Source organism: Sphingobacterium kyonggiense, from assembly GCF_039536825.1.
GTDB lineage: Bacteria > Bacteroidota > Bacteroidia > Sphingobacteriales > Sphingobacteriaceae > Sphingobacterium > Sphingobacterium kyonggiense.
In genome coordinates, this window is record NZ_BAAAZI010000001.1 from 32,425 (window position 1) to 47,937 (window position 15,513).

10 protein-coding genes and 1 pseudogene are annotated in these 15,513 nt (G+C 37.5%); 2 read left to right on the forward strand and 9 right to left on the reverse strand.

The window, feature by feature from the left end; all coding sequences use genetic code 11:
* The 4 genes and pseudogenes from ABD676_RS00160 to ABD676_RS00175 form a co-directional block, all read right to left on the reverse strand.
* Positions 1 to 612 (reverse strand): annotated as a pseudogene (locus ABD676_RS00160) (hypothetical protein); the annotation flags it as partial.
* Positions 613 to 797: 185 nt separating this feature from the next.
* Positions 798 to 1,430, reverse strand: a complete 633-nt coding sequence (locus ABD676_RS00165; RefSeq protein ID WP_344672659.1) for a hypothetical protein — start codon at positions 1,428 to 1,430, stop codon at positions 798 to 800.
* 867 nt (positions 1,431 to 2,297) lie between these two features.
* Positions 2,298 to 2,939 (reverse strand): hypothetical protein, encoded by a 642-nt coding sequence (locus tag ABD676_RS00170; RefSeq protein ID WP_344672660.1) that lies wholly within the window; start codon positions 2,937 to 2,939, stop codon positions 2,298 to 2,300.
* Between the two features lie 44 nt (positions 2,940 to 2,983).
* Positions 2,984 to 5,908, reverse strand: a complete 2,925-nt coding sequence (locus ABD676_RS00175) for an FAD-binding and (Fe-S)-binding domain-containing protein (protein WP_344672661.1) — start codon at positions 5,906 to 5,908, stop codon at positions 2,984 to 2,986.
* A 229-nt stretch (positions 5,909 to 6,137) separates the two neighbouring features.
* On the opposite strand from ABD676_RS00175, the gene ABD676_RS00180 reads away from it, so the two are divergent.
* Entirely contained in the window at positions 6,138 to 6,617 is a 480-nt protein-coding gene (locus tag ABD676_RS00180) for an Lrp/AsnC family transcriptional regulator (protein WP_344672662.1), read from the forward strand.
* A 5-nt stretch (positions 6,618 to 6,622) separates the two neighbouring features.
* Positions 6,623 to 7,777: an EamA family transporter gene (locus ABD676_RS00185; protein WP_344672663.1), complete on the forward strand. Its 1,155-nt coding sequence runs from the start codon at positions 6,623 to 6,625 to the stop codon at positions 7,775 to 7,777.
* A 126-nt stretch (positions 7,778 to 7,903) separates the two neighbouring features.
* On the opposite strand, the gene ABD676_RS00190 is transcribed toward ABD676_RS00185, so the two are convergent.
* The 5 genes from ABD676_RS00190 to ABD676_RS00210 form a co-directional block, all read right to left on the reverse strand.
* The gene (locus ABD676_RS00190) at positions 7,904 to 8,869 is read right to left on the reverse strand and encodes a discoidin domain-containing protein (protein WP_344672664.1); all 966 of its coding nucleotides are present in this window, start codon (positions 8,867 to 8,869) and stop codon (positions 7,904 to 7,906) included.
* Positions 8,870 to 8,883: 14 nt separating this feature from the next.
* Positions 8,884 to 10,719, reverse strand: coding sequence for a RagB/SusD family nutrient uptake outer membrane protein (locus tag ABD676_RS00195; RefSeq protein WP_344672665.1), 1,836 nt, complete (start codon positions 10,717 to 10,719; stop codon positions 8,884 to 8,886).
* A gap of 8 nt (positions 10,720 to 10,727) precedes the next feature.
* Positions 10,728 to 12,761, reverse strand: a complete 2,034-nt coding sequence (locus tag ABD676_RS00200; protein ID WP_344672785.1) for a SusC/RagA family TonB-linked outer membrane protein — start codon at positions 12,759 to 12,761, stop codon at positions 10,728 to 10,730.
* Positions 12,737 to 13,906 (reverse strand): SusC/RagA family TonB-linked outer membrane protein, encoded by a 1,170-nt coding sequence (locus tag ABD676_RS00205; RefSeq protein ID WP_344672666.1) that lies wholly within the window; start codon positions 13,904 to 13,906, stop codon positions 12,737 to 12,739. Before ABD676_RS00205 ends, ABD676_RS00200 begins: the two co-directional genes overlap by 25 nt.
* Before the next feature lie 334 nt (positions 13,907 to 14,240).
* Positions 14,241 to 15,512, reverse strand: a complete 1,272-nt coding sequence (locus ABD676_RS00210; RefSeq protein ID WP_344672667.1) for a glucose-1-phosphate adenylyltransferase — start codon at positions 15,510 to 15,512, stop codon at positions 14,241 to 14,243.
* Between the last annotated feature and the right edge of the window lies 1 nt (position 15,513).

Genomic DNA, 15,513 nt, shown 5'->3' on the forward strand with positions numbered 1-15,513 from the left:
GCTTAACAATTTCTTTAACTGATGCTGTTTATCTCCATGAAAAATGTTGGCTGTATATAAAGCTGATTGAAATTCACGCTTACTAATCAGATAGAAGTTTTTCGAAATAGGATCGATGAAAATGGCCTCGGCATCTCTAGCTGGACCATCATAATTCAAGGTAATTACCTCTATATCTTCTTTAGCTAGTTTAATCTGTTTTTTTGAAGAGGTATCCCATTTTTGTTCTTCAAACTTATATAATTTGATGGAAGATCTGACGCCCCTATTGTCGCCTATATCTGCTAATACAATATAGGTTTTACCTTGCAGCTCCACCTTAGCAATATCTTCCATATCAATGGCAACTATCCCCTCCAGATTAACGGTCTGCTGAAGATGACCAATGGAATCCACTAAAAACAATCTTGATTTATCGCCACTGTCATTGTGCATCCAAAAAGATCCCGGATTTAAATCCGAAGCTATCAATCCAGAGATTTCATTGAGCTCGGGTGCCACCAGTTTACCTTTCGCAGTACGATTTGTAGGGATTGTCGTTTGGGCATTTAGTCCAATGAATACTGAACTAAATAAAAGAAAGCTTAAAATATGTAAGGCACTTTTGATCATCTTATCCAAATTATTATTTATTTAAAATCATTTTCTAACGACTTCCTTTTTCCAGCAGAATTAGGATATAATTAGAATTTGGCTTAAAAATAAACAATCTATTCACGTCGACCTAATCTCTTAAATCAATTATCAAAGATTGACTTAAGATGAACTAAATTGACAGGAAATGAAGCAAAAAGATATTACTCAGCTCTAAACTCCCAGATGGAAGTACCAGAAATGTTTTCTGTGTGAAAACTAAATTTTTGAAGATCCTTATTTTCAACCACAAACAAATTTTCGTCTTTGATTTTAAAGATTAAATTAGAATTGTAGTGGAAATCCTTTAAGTTATCTGATAATATCATTGAACTATCCGTTTCTAATACCAAATTCTGTTTTCTGTTAATTTTTGAGTTTATCGTAGGGTAAAAATATTTGACTACCATATTGTTTTCAAAACTCAGTCGAGTAAAGCCAGTTTCAACCTCGGGCAGATTACCTTTCTGCAAACTCAAGCTATCCACTTCAAAAGGTAACTTTACTAAGATGACTCTTTTACCATTCAATTTATATTGCACATAGGATGCGCCGTTTTCACTTTGGGAATAATAAAAATCCTTCAAACCTTTTAGATCCTTTGCCACATAATTATACATAATCGGGTCATTTTTAATCTGATCTAAGGAAGTTTCTGTTCTTTTATGCTGTCTTTTATAATTTTTGGCAACAGACACGCCAACAAAGAAAATCCCTGTGACTAAACAGAAAACAATAAATAGCGATATATGCTTTCCTGTAATAGGAATTTTTTTCTTTTCGATTTTAAATTTCATTTCAAGTTATGTGTGATTGGTTTGATGGGAGAAAATTACGAAAAAGAATTAATTTTAGTATTAAAAAAATATCAAAACAAGCATGTATCATAACCCTCACTTCATTTTGTAATTGTTGGATACAAAGCAAAGATACTTTTTAATGAAAGAATAGAAGTATTACCATTTATTGCAAGCATAATGACACGTTTCAGTAGGGATATTCCCTCCATATGGCTTCGAGTCTCTAAGGGAATTTCCTTGGATCTAATATGGATCTCGTTCGGATCTCGTTCGCTTCTAACCGAACGAGATCCGAACGAGATCCGAACAAGTTCCGAAGGAGATCCGAAGAAGTATCGAATCAAACCCCTAGAAAACCCCTGTGAAATAGAAGTGAGATAGGAGACAAAAAACATCAGAAATAGATGGGAAAATGTAGAAAATTGAAACTTTACAGGGCGGGTTATGCATACATAGACCCTACATGAAACGTGGAAAAAATATCAAAAACAACCTTTACTGTAGGGTCGTAGCATGCTTCGTCCGCAGCCAGTTACAGCCATTAATCAAATTCAAATACGCCATAAAAAAAGGCAATAGAATTTGAAAATCTGTTGCCTTTTCTATATAGTTTAGAGTTCCTTCATCTTCGATTCAGGATGGCGATGCCTTGGTGAGTGAGATGAGACTCTTCGCTCCGCTCTGAGTTGTAAGTGGAAATTAGGTTAAAAGTGCCGCTCGATGCATGCATCGACCCTACAAACAACGTTGAAACAAATGTCTCATTATTTTTCACAAATCCTATCTAACAGCGAAGCGATCTCATATCTAACAGCGAAGCGGTCTCACATCTCAAATCTATCAGGGAAGCGGTCTCCCCCTTAATTATTTACCTTCAAAAGAGGCAATCACTGCTTTTCTGTAGGTTGAGTCTTTTTCTGTTAACTCGAAGGATTTTTTGTAGGTATCTACAACACCAAATAGTTCAGCAGGAGTACCAGTTCCATTTTCAAAGAAATATTTGAAAGAATAGGTTGCGGATTTAGATAAATCCACCTTATCCTTGTTTGATGAAAATACAAGTGGTAATAGTGTTGAAGAACTCATTTTGCCATCGGTCGGTAATTTCATCAAGTCACCTAAGCTTTTCACGAAATTATCCGAAATAGGTCCAAGCGAAGAAATTTTAACCGCTCCTTCACGGAAACCGGCATTTTCATCTGCTCCACCTGTTGCTGTAACTCCTGGTGCAATATCCTTAACTACCTCTACATTAAAACCTACTGTATCTTGGTTGTACAAAGACTTTGCCTGATAAACTACAGAAGAATCAGTTTGTCCCTTTTCTTCTAAATGAAAATATAAATGCAATTTCTCTGCGTCTTTATTGCTGGTCAATTGATTTAATGCACTTACTGATGTACCTGTTGAATCTGAAGATTGATTTGCAGTTTTAGATGCATTATTACAGGATGCCAATGCTATTAAAGTTGCAAAACTTAAGCCGATGTACGTACGTTTTTTCATAATTTTTTTATTTATGGATTAACAAACATAAGAAATAAATGTTCTTATTTTTTAATCAAAGCGTCATAAAGAATTTCAACGGGATGATAGGATTTTCGTGCTAATCCATCCTTTATTTGGTGTCTACAGGATGTCCCTGCAGCCGCAACCACATACTCATCACCAGTTTTTCGCAAAGCAGGAAACAACACCAATTCTGCTACTTTTTGGGACACTTCATAGTGTTCTTTTTCATATCCAAATGATCCTGCCATTCCACAACATCCTGAAGGAATAACTTCTACTTCATAATTTTGAGGGAAAGAAAGCACCTGCTTAGTGTAATCCACTAATTTGAATGCCTTTTGGTAACAGTGACCGTGTAGCTTAATTTTTTGAGGTTGTGCAGTAAATTGTTCTGGATGAATTTTACCAGCAGCAATTTCTCGAACTAAGAATTCATCAATCATTAAAGCATGTTTCGCTAACTCAACAGCCTTTTCGCGTTTTGAAGAATCTACGAGATCAACATATTCATCCCGGAAAGTGATGATCGCTGATGGCTCAACACCTAAAAGTGGGGTTTCGGCCGATATAATAGCGGCGCCTAGATCGACATTCGCATTAGCAATGGTTTTAGCCTTTTTAACGAACCCTTTTGAAAGAAAGGTCCTGCCACTCTCTTTTAAGTTTGGAACCAGCACATCGTATCCTAGAGCCGTTAAAAGCTTAAAAGCAGTAATACCTATCTCTGTGTCGTTGTAATTGGTAAATTCATCGCTGTACAAGTAAACTTTTGGCTTCTCAGGTTGTGGAGTTTGCTTATTGGCCCACTTACTCAATGTAGTTCCATAAACCTTAGGCAAAGAACGCTTAGGAGCAAATCCAGCAACTTGCTTAATTAAAGAGGATGTCAATCCATTTGTAGCAAAGAAATTATAGAGCGGAGCTACTAAAGAACCCAACTTTTGAGATTGGGTAAAGTTGGCTATCAGCTTGGAACGGAAGCTACTTCCATTCGCATCGTAATAATGCTGAAGGAATTCGGCTTTCATTTTCGCTATGTCTACACTGGAAGGACATTCGGTTTTACATCCTTTACAACTTAGACATAGATCCATCACTTCTTTTAATTCCTCATGATCGAATCGGTTTTCCTGATTTGAATTGGTCAAAAACTGTCTGAGCATGTTGGCTCTTGCACGAGTAGTGTCCTTTTCATCGCGGGTAGCCATAAACGATGGACACATGGTACCACCGGTAATTTCTGTTTTTCTACAGTCTCCAGAGCCGGAACATTTCTCTGCCAAGCGCAAGATGCTTTCACTTTTTGTGAAGTCAAAATAGGTTTTTATTTGTTTCGCATCCGTGACTTTATCGTAGCGTAAATGGGTATCCATTGCAGGCGTATCAACAATCTTCTTAGCATTGAATACAGCCTTTGGATCAAATATATGCTTAACCTCCAATAGCAATTGATACACTTGTTCACCCAATACTTTAGGTATGAACTCCCCTCTTAGTCGACCATCACCATGTTCACCACTTAATGACCCATTATATTTCAGTACGAGATCAGTAGTTTTCTCTAATATCCTACGAAACTGTTTTTTACCGTGACCAGTTTTAAGATTGATAAATGGTTCGATATGTAATTCACCTGCACCAGCATGCGCATAATAGGATGCATGCACTTGTTCCTCGGCTAGCAATTGTTGCACATCACGGACATAATCAGGTAGGTCTTCTGGAGAAACCGCACAGTCTTCGATTAGATTCACGGGTTGGGAATCACCTGGAAGGTTACGAATCAACCCTAAGCCCGCCTTACGAACATCCCATACCAAATTCGTTTGTTCAGTTCCCAAAATGAATGGATAGGCATAGCCCAATCCCTCTTGGATTAACTCAGTTTTTAATTTATCGGCTTTTGCTTGTATTTCTTCTACCGTATCTCCTCGGAATTCGATGATCAATAAAGCTTGAGGATCGCCTTCAATGAAGAAGCGATTATATTGATAAGTTGGATGACCAACCGTAAAATCTAAAATATATTTGTCCACCAATTCAGAAGCTTCAGGCTTATTGCGCAAGGCAACAACATTCCCTCGCATACATTCTACCATATCATTAAAATGTACACATAACAAGCCTATCTCCTTAGGAGGTAATGGCATAAGTTTTATCTTAGCCTCCGTAATAATACCAATTGTACCTTCGGAACCTGCCAACAATTTACAAAAGTTAAAAGGCTCAGTAGTATCGGTAAGCATATCTAAGGCATAGCCGGTATTTCTGCGGGTTATATCTTTCTTAGGATATCCGGATTGAATAGCATTCAAATTCTCTTTATTGCTAATCAGTTCGTTAATCTGTCTATATATTTCGCCTTCGCGATTTGATGCACTTAGCTTTTGAAAGTATTCTTGTTCGTTTAAAGCCGCAAAACGTACAGAAGAAGCATCATCCAATAAGACCTCAGCAGACAATAGGTTTTGTCTAGTGTCTCCCCAAACAATGGAGTGCAGTCCAGAGGAATTGTTTCCAATCATACCTCCAATCATAGCACGACTAGCTGTAGATGTTTCGGGACCAAACATCAATCCCATTGGTTTTAAATAGGCATTTAAATCGTCTCGAATGACACCAGGTTGTACTCTTGCCCATCTTTCCTCTACATTTACCTCTAAAATCTTATTAAAGAATCTAGAAACATCCAATACGATTCCATCACCCACGACTTGACCAGCTAGTGAAGTTCCTGCGGTACGAGGAATCAAGCTAACTTGATTCTCGCGAGCAAAGACAATTAACTTCTTGAGGTCTGCAATATCTTGAGGAATACAAACCGCTAGAGGTAATTCTTGGTAAACAGAAGCATCTGTAGAATAAGCTAAACGCATAGTTTGATGCGATACTTGTGCTGCATCATAAAATAAATCCCCCTGAAGAGATGTTGCTAAAGCTGCTAAATTTGACTGTATTGACACGACTAGTATAGATTGAATAGCAAAACTAAGCATTGTTACACAAATAAACCCACTTTCTATAGATTTTTAATAAGTAAGAGAAATTGCTTATATTAGTAGTTAAATATAGATAGTGTAAGCCCTACACGAACTTATGTTTCTACAAAATAGACCTTATTATTCTGAATAAAATTCTTTTTTAGTATAAAAATTTTGAATTTCATTCTGTATTACCGATATTTGCCACGATATGGCAAAACTAGAAATTTCCCTTGATCAGATTGATCTACAGATACTTCGCATTATGCAGGATAATGCCCGCACCAACAATGCGGATATCGCACGCGAATTGGGTATGGCTCCTTCCGCAATTTTAGAGCGTGTTAAAAAATTAGAGCAGAAAGAAGTGATCTTGCAGTATAATGCGCGAATCAACCCTGCTGCGATAGACCAAAAAATGTTATCCTTTATTTTCATCAAAACACAAGATATTATTGGGGTACAGAAAGTTGGCTTATTGCTGGCAGAAATACCTGAAGTATTGGAGGTACATGATATTGCTGGTGAAGATGGCTACTTAATCAAAGTAAGAACAAACGACTCTGCTGGTCTAGTGGACTTAATGCGTAATACCTTAAGTAAAATCGATGGCATTATCTCTACCAGAACAACGATCGTATTAGAAACAGTAAAAGAAGACAATAAATTGGTAATTCCTTTTAAGGATTAGGTTATATGGTTAACAACAAAAAAGCGTCAAACAGTACGATTATTTTCGCCTATCTGGTTGTTTATATCGTTTGGGGTTCTACCTTTTTCTTTATTGAGAAGTCATTGCATGCCTTCTCTCCTTTTGTACTGGGCTCTATTCGCTTTATCATAGCGGGATCTTTATTGATGTTGTACTGTTGGATAAAGGGCTATAGGATCTATTATAAACCAGCTGTGAAGGATGCGGCGATGGTCGGTTTCTTACTGCTATTTGTGGATATGGCAGCGATAATCTGGTCAGAGCAATACATTTCTAGTGGTATTGTTTCCATTTTATCGGCAGCCACAGCAATTTGGTTTATTATTTTAGATAAACCGAAATGGAAAGAAAACTTTTCCTCCATCCCTACCCTTTTAGGCTTAATCTTAGGCTTCATTGGGGTTTTCATGTTATTTGCCGAGCAGATTTTTTCACCTACTGCAAATTCAGATGCTGGAGAGAACAGGTTATTGGCCATGATTGTTTTAACGATCGGTACCATTGGTTGGACAATAGGTTCGCTTTTCTCAAAATATAGTAAGGAAAAAACCAAGGCAAAACAATTGGCTATAAATCCAAAGGAACAACCTGAGGATCTCAATGTGATGGTAAAAACGGCCTGGCAAATGGTTGTAGCAGGGGTCACTTTTACAACAGTTGCTTTAATAAATGGGGAATATGCTCGATTTGATATTGCTTCTGTTACGCCAGAATATTGGGGAGCTATGATTTATCTGGCCTTAATGGGGTCGATTCTTGCCTTTAGTTGTTATATCTACTTACTACAGGTTCGCCCCGCGACTGAGGTTAGTACCTATGCTTACGTAAATCCAATTGTTGCTTTAATTCTCGTACATTTCTTTACGGAGAACGAAGTGACCAAAATGCAGATTATAGGTTTAGCAGTCGTGCTTTTCAGTGTGCTCCTAATGAACTGGAACCTTTATGTAGAAAGTGATCTTGTGCGCAAGTTTAAACGTCGCAGAAAGATTCGTAAAATGCGCCACATGGCACCTAAGAGTAGTATCCCACGTATTATTGAAGTAGCTGAGTACATTCAGAAAACCCCAAATAAAAAGAAGCTAAAAGGTGATAACAACGAAGAGACGCCCGGTGAAATGAATGATGAAGAGGAATAATAATTGGGATTAAAGATTAAGTAAATAGAATCTTAAGGAAGAATTATCCTTTCAGATACCAGAATAAAAGAACAAAGGGTTGAAGCATGTGCTCCAACCCTTTTCCTTTACATCTAAATTTTATCCTTAGTAACCAATTGCATCAATCTCAGCTAAGTGGGTTGACATTTGTTTATTAAAGTTATCCTTCATTACAATCTTAATTTTGCTTAAGTATTGAGGTTGAATAGGGAATTTTTGCATATCAAGCTCTGTTTGTACCATTGTTTGATCTTGTAACAAGGTTATCCATGTTGTTCCATCTTTAGAACCAAGAACATCAAAGGTTTTGAAGCCATTCGCATTGTTTTGACGACGAGTCAAGCCAATTTGGGTAACATAAAGCTCTTTACCGAAATTCACTTCAGCCCAATGTGGGAAAGGTAAATTTGCCGGACTCCATGTAGATGACCAGAAGGAATTCACATTGTTGTCAATTAAAGCAGTTGCTACGCCATTACCATTACCTTCAGACGCCTGGTCTGAAGATACAGTCGCTGACCATCCAGTTTTATTATGAGCTTTTTCAATTACGGCTGCATAATAAAGAAGAGTTGATGCCCCTGGACGGAAATTATATCCTTGACCGTTGGTAGCTTTAATAGCTAATAGATATTGCTCATCAAGGTCAAATTTTGTAGGATTATACGTAAGGGAGATATTTTCTGAACTAATATTTCCAGCTTGTATAGTACCAGTAGTTTTATCAAGCGTATAACTACCTGCAGGGAAAGGTTTCAAAGCAGGCTGTCCTAAAGTTTCGCGAACACGGTTCACACTATCAAAAGCAGCTTGATCTACTGTAAAATCTACACTAATATTACTTGCTGGAAGACCTAATCCACCATAATTTACAGTGAAAATGTCCTTACGTTCCTCCACCTGAGGGAAGATTGTTAAGCTCTGCATTCCATTTACGGCCTTTTGCACACTTAACCAAGCTCCTTCACGCGTATCGGAAGTTTGCTCATAGGTTGGGATATCTTTTTTACACGAGGTAAAAGTCACCAAACCTACAGCTATTGCGATTAAAGTTTTATTTAATTTATTCATAACTTATTCAATGATTAAAAACCTGGAGCCTGAACTAATTGTTTATTACGATCAATTTCTGCTTGAGACCAAGGCATGAAATAGTACTTATTATTCCATCTTGCACGGTTAAGAACTGGCGTACGTTTGTGGAAAGCTGGATCGCTTAGTGAGGTTCCCCTATTCATATCCATACCATAATATACACCACCTTGAACATATCCTGGTTTATCTGCAACTTTCCATCTTCTTACGTCGAAGAAACGCTTACCTTCAAATACTAATTCTATACGTCTTTCTCTACGGATAGCCTCACGAACCTGATCTTGAGATAATCCTGTTGTTAATGCCGGAATACCACCACGCGTACGAACAGCATTTAAGTATTTCAAGACATCCGGATTGTTAGGTTGTGATTCATTTAATGCTTCAGCGTAATTTAAGTAAAGCTCAGAAAGACGAATTAACATCGCAGACCTGTTGACTACCACTGAAGGGCTCATACTATAAGTCGGATTGATATTCTTTCTAGCTGTATATCCTGTTTTAGGCCAGTCACGAGGTGAACCGTTTTTACCAGAGTTACCAGTAGGATAGAATTCAACACGAGTCATACCTGATTTAGGAGCTCCAATTATTTTAGAACCATTGAATGTGATATAAGAATAAAATCTTGGCTCTCTTTTGGTATACATATTATTGGTTCCAGCCACATAATAATCGTTTCCAGCAGCTGCATATGTTGTTTCACTATAACCTGGGAATTGATTTGGATCAAGTCCATCCTGCATACGGAAATCATCCACTAATTCTTGAATAACACCCATACCGTTGTAAGGAGTACCCGTTACAGCACGTGGCGCAGAGTGACTTTCCCATTGGGTACGGTTGGTATAAGGGCGAATCCAAACACCTTCAGTCGTATAACCTGCTTGATCCCAGAACACATCACGTGTAGAAAGGAAGGCTGTTTCGAAATCATTAGCTCCTTTTTTCACATAAAGTTTCTTGCCATTCGCTTCTGCAAGATCAATTGCTGTTTTAGCCTGAGAGGCAGCAGTCGCCCATTTGTTGTTATCCTTAGATTGGGAAATTAATTGTTTACCATCAAGGTTCTTCCAATTGGCCAAATCAGTATTTCCATTGTATAAAGGACTAGCAGAGAACAAAGTGATTTCAGATTTAACAGCTTCTACGATCATTTTATTGATACGACCGATTTGTGTACCGTTAATCGTAGTTGTTCCTTCCTGATAAAATTCATCTGGCATATCTGCTGCAGCTTCGTTCATTTGGTCAATGACAAACTTCACACTCTCGTCCCAAGAACTTCTAGGAATCTGATAATTGTTACCAGCTGCCTCATCAGAATCAAGCGGCATGATCACAACTGGACCATGTAATTTCATTAAATGCCAATAATAAAAAGCTCTCAAAAATTTAGCTTCCGCTTTATACTGCTTGATTAAAGTTGGACCATTTTCCGCCTCTAAAAGCTCCTGACATTTATCAACATTGTTTATGAAAATACCACACTGTCTGATTTTATTGTACATATTCACATACGGCGTTGAAACATTGTCCGCAGTAACTGCCCCACTATTTAAAGGGAATTCTTGCCAATTGGAAATATCCACCTCATCAGTAGTAGCAGAGAATGTATAGTTGTATGGTTGATCCCAAATATCAGGAATCTGTGCATATAAACCTCCCCAGTAGTTTTCTGTTTGTGCACGATTGGAGAAGATAGTTTCGATATTCAACAAGTTATCTGGTTGAGCATCAAAGAACGAATCGTTACAGCTATTTAAGGTCACCGCTGCCATTGCAACTATTAAAGCAACCTTGATTTTTCTATATTTAAATTTCATTGTTATTCTTATTTAAAGTTCAACCTTAAACCCACGTTGTAAACGCGAAGGTTAGGATATACTATACCACGACCATCACCAATTTCTGGATCCCAGAAATCCCATTTCGATACAGTGAATAAGTTAGTACCATTCACGTATAATCTCAATTTGCTCATTCCCACACGGTCCAACCAAGGTTTATCGGTGAAATTATATCCCAATTCAGCTTGTTTCAAACGGATGTAGTCAGAGCGTTTAACCCACCAAGAACTGGTGTAGTAGTTCGTAGTAACAGTTTCGTTAGTTGATAAACGAGGATATAAGGTTTCTTTATCAGGGTTTTCAGGATCCCAACGATCTAAAACATTGGTATACATGTTTCCATAAGTCGCCCCTTGTGAGAAAGGCGTTACAGCAAAACCAGATTGATAATTTAAATCAACAAGTCCTGCACCCTGGAAGAATAAACTTAAATCAAAACCTTTATAGCCACCACCCAAAGTCAAACCATAAGTGATTAAAGGTGTAGCACCATAGCCAATAGCTGTTTGGTCATTCGAGTTGATTACTCCATCACCATTCAAATCTTTATAACGAATATCACCAACACGAACATCACCAACTTGAGTTGCTGCATTTGCAATTTCATCATCCGTTTTAAATAATCCAGTAGCGATATAACCCATACGTTGAGAAATACGTTGTCCTTCGTAATTTCTATATTCGTAAGCCCAAGGCGGTAAGTTATCAGCAACAATTTTATTGGAGTTGTAGTTCATGGTTCCACGAGCCATGAAAAATCCATTTTCCATATTCTTGTTGTATTCAAGGGTTAAATCCATACCTTTATTTTTGGTAGCACCCATATTTTTGAAAGGCACGTTGGATGAATTAAATCCAGATACATAAGGAATATCTAAACCTTGCAATAAGATACCTTCGCGGTTTTCACTGAACAATTCAGCAATAAATTGTAATTCGTTATTGAAGAAGTTCATCTCAATACCTACGTTATGACGGTAGGAAGTTTCCCAAGTAACATTACCTCGCATTAATGATTCCAGATACCCTGTATAAGTTCTCTGCGAACCAGGTAATCCAAAAGAATAAGAACCACCACCGGAAGCAAACTGTGTAAGGTACATGAAACGTTTGTTTCCATCTAATACACTTGCATTACCCGATGAACCGTATGAATAACGTAATTTGAAGTGATTCATCACGTCTTTTACTGGTTCAAAGAATTTCTCATTGGAAACAACCCATCCTAAACCTACAGAGGAGAATAAACCATAACGGTTATCTGGTGTGAAGTTATCAGAACCAGAATAAGAGAAGTTGGTTTCGAACAAATATTTACGATCGTAAGCATAAGTTGCACGACCCACTACATTTCTTTGACGGAATGGAATAGCTTTCTTATAAGAATCTACATTGGTATTTGCATCCGAATAATCAGATTGATTAAACAAGATCAAACCACCAACATCATGCAAGCCGAAAGCACGGTTGTAATTTAAGGAAGCTTCTGAGTACAACCTTCTTGAAGTACCGCGGGATAATGCAAAATCTAAGTCTGGTGATCCTGTTTGGGTATTAGTCATGATTAATTCACCTTGTGCGTCACGACCCTCAGCAAAATAAGAAGGAAGCGTTCTTACACGATATAAACCTGAATATATGGTTGCATCAAAAGCAAATAAACCAGATAATTTAAGCCCTTCCGTAATAAGACCTAAATCTTGAGTCAAACGTAAGTTTGAACGTAAGACATTATTATAGGTATTGTTCGTACCTGTTTGGGTCATAGCCTTATAAGGGTTTTCTGTTGTACCCTTAACCATAGGCCATAAACCATTCGAGTATTGAACTGGAATAACGTGTGGTGAAGCTTGGGAAGCCAATTGGAAGATGATGTTTTTTCCTAATGCAGGCTCATTATAGTTCTTCAAGTAACCGTTAAGACCAAAGTCGATTTTCGTCTTAGGTGATATATTAATTGTCAAATTACTGGTGAAATTGAAACGATCTTCTTTCAGTTCTGAATTATAAGATTGAATTCATCTGTTTTAAATTGACCAGTTTCACGATAATATCCTAATGAAAGGTAGTATTGGGCAATATCCGCACCACCAGTAATGTTTAGGTTCGCACGGTTAGAGTTAGCATAATCCTTAAATAAGGCATCATACCAGTTTACGTTTGGATAAAGATCTGGATCTTCTCCTGTACGATGTTTCTCAATACGTTCTGGCGTGTAAAATGCTTGCTTACCACGCATGGTTAAACCTTCATTAAATAACTCCATGAAAGTAGGCCCGTCAATGAATTTTGGTAAATAAGTAAAACCTGTAAAACCATTTTGCAATTCTGCAGAAATGGTAGGTTTACCAGCTTTACCTTTACGGGTATTGATGATAATTACACCATTTGCACCACGGGTACCATAAACGGCAGTAGCAGTAGCATCTTTAAGGATGGTAAAGCTTTCTACATCTTCCGGATCGATATTATTAATATCACGATCTGGCACACCATCCACAATTAATAATGGCGATTGTGGTGAGCTTGCAAAGGTGGCAACCCCACGAACAAATAAATTGGCACCATCTGAGCCAGGACCGCCGGAACGTTGTGTTGCTACAACCCCAGCTAAACGACCTGCAATGGCAGTAGAAAGATTGGCAACAGGAACTTTCAACTCTTCACGTTTGATCGTGGCTTGAGAACCTACGTTACTTTCTTTCTTTTGGGTACCAAAACCAACAACAACTACCTCATCGATACCTTCAAGGTCCTCTTTTAAAGTAATTGAAATGTCCTTTTGATTTGCTTCAACTGGTAATTCTACCGTTTGAAAACCCATTAAGCTAATTTTTAAGGTCGCATTGGAAGGTACTTCCAAAACAAACCTACCATTAGCATCTGTCGTCGTTGCAATCTTCGACTGATTTTTAACCGCAACTGTTACACCTTGCAAAACATTTCCTGCTTCATCCTTTACAACCCCAGTAATAATGGAGTTCTGTTGGAAATAAGCATAATTTGCAGCTTTTGGTGAAAAAGTGGCGGCATTCAAAATGCCTGTGTTTCCATTCGGAAACATCTGACATAGCAATAAAGCAACGATGGAGGTTTTCCCCAACCTTGGTGAATTTTTTGAAAGAAATTCCCAAGTGTTTCTAATTGGCTGTCTTTTTTTCATGCTGATAATTAGTGGTTATTCTTTGATTATTTTGGTAAGTATAAGCATGAAATATTTAATAAAAAACTGCAATCGTTTGCGCAATTTTAACAAAATTTTAATATTTCATTACATAATTTAATGAAAACAGAAGCGTTTATATAGATACGTCAATTTAAAGTAAAACTATTTAATCCTAATAAGAAAACTATTAACCTGATAGCGCAAAAAAATTAAACAATCAAATACTTTTGTTAAATATTTAGTTTTTGCGCATGCTAAAACCATTGCGCAAAAAAAATCCGAAGGTTTTATTTTGACCTCCGGATTTATTGAGTTTTATAACAAGGAAAATTTAAAATCCTATCGTTCTTCCATGTTGAATAACGGCATTTTTCTTAACGACTACTATTCCATCTCGGATAGTATATTCATCAAACTCGCCATCTGGAAGATGTCTTCCACCTTTAATTCGTACATCATTACCAATACGGCAATTTTTATCTAAGATTGCATTTTCAATATAGCAGCGCTCTCCTACTCCGATTGGCGGTGGCTGTTGACTACTTGCCAATTCGACAACTTCATTTAGGTCTTCGTAATAATCAGAACCCATCATATAGGTAAGCTTAATTACGGTACCTGAACCTACTCTAGATCGAATACCAATAACCGATTGTTGTATCTTTTCAGCCAGAATGATACATCCATCAGCAATAATAGTATGATTTAATGTAGTTCCTGATAATTTAGATGGAGGCAGCATGCGAGCTCTCGTGTAGACCGTTTCTCCAAATAAATTAAAGGAAGGTATGTCCTCCGTTAAACCGATATTAGCTTCAAAGAAAGAAGCAATTGTACCGATATCGGTCCAATAACCATCAAATTGATAGCTCAATACTTTGGATTCACCAATCGCATCTGGAATAATCTCTTTACCAAAGTCCATTCCCTTATTTTCCTCAAGCAATCTACGGATCACATTTTTTGAAAAAACATAGATTCCCATAGATGCTAGATAATTTCTACCTTGTTTATCTAATTCCTCAGGAACTTCTGAAGTCCATTCAGACAAGATATCTTTACCAGGCTTTTCAATAAAGGATACGACTTCATTTTCCTCATTGGATTTAAGAATTCCGAAGCCTGTTGCTTCTTTTTTAGTTACAGGAATGGTTGCAATCGTAATTTCCCCACCATTCTTCACATGGAAATCAACCATGGCCGAATAATCCATTTGATACAATTGATCACCAGAAAGGATTAGCACATAATCGTAATCCACATTCACTAGATTCTTTTGGGTTCTTCTAACCGCATCTGCAGTACCTTCAAACCAAGAATCACCTTCACTCGTTTGCTCTGCAGCCAAGATATCTACAAATCCTTTACTAAAAATGGAGAAATTGTAGGAGTTCTTGATATGTTTATTCAAGGATGCTGAATTGAACTGGGTCAATACAAAGATCTTATTGTATCCCGAGTTCAAACAGTTAGAGATAGGAATATCTACTAACCTGTACTTCCCTGCAATAGGTACCGCTGGTTTTGATCGTTGGTCGGTCAATGGGTACAATCGGGTGCCTCTTCCGCCTCCCAGGACAATAGAAACTACTTTGTGCGACATA

What these genes read in the sequence shown, in the direction of transcription:
- ABD676_RS00165 (WP_344672659.1), bottom strand. Translation starts at nt 1,430, where the DNA reads ATGAAATTTAAAATCGAAAAGAAAAAAATTCCTATTACAGGAAAGCAT.
- ABD676_RS00170 (WP_344672660.1), bottom strand. Translation starts at nt 2,939, where the DNA reads ATGAAAAAACGTACGTACATCGGCTTAAGTTTTGCAACTTTAATAGCA.
- ABD676_RS00180 (WP_344672662.1), top strand. Translation starts at nt 6,138, where the DNA reads ATGGCAAAACTAGAAATTTCCCTTGATCAGATTGATCTACAGATACTT.
- ABD676_RS00185 (WP_344672663.1), top strand. Translation starts at nt 6,623, where the DNA reads ATGGTTAACAACAAAAAAGCGTCAAACAGTACGATTATTTTCGCCTAT.
- ABD676_RS00190 (WP_344672664.1), bottom strand. Translation starts at nt 8,869, where the DNA reads ATGAATAAATTAAATAAAACTTTAATCGCAATAGCTGTAGGTTTGGTG.
- ABD676_RS00195 (WP_344672665.1), bottom strand. Translation starts at nt 10,719, where the DNA reads ATGAAATTTAAATATAGAAAAATCAAGGTTGCTTTAATAGTTGCAATG.
- ABD676_RS00205 (WP_344672666.1), bottom strand. Translation starts at nt 13,906, where the DNA reads ATGAAAAAAAGACAGCCAATTAGAAACACTTGGGAATTTCTTTCAAAA.
- ABD676_RS00210 (WP_344672667.1), bottom strand. Translation starts at nt 15,512, where the DNA reads ATGTCGCACAAAGTAGTTTCTATTGTCCTGGGAGGCGGAAGAGGCACC.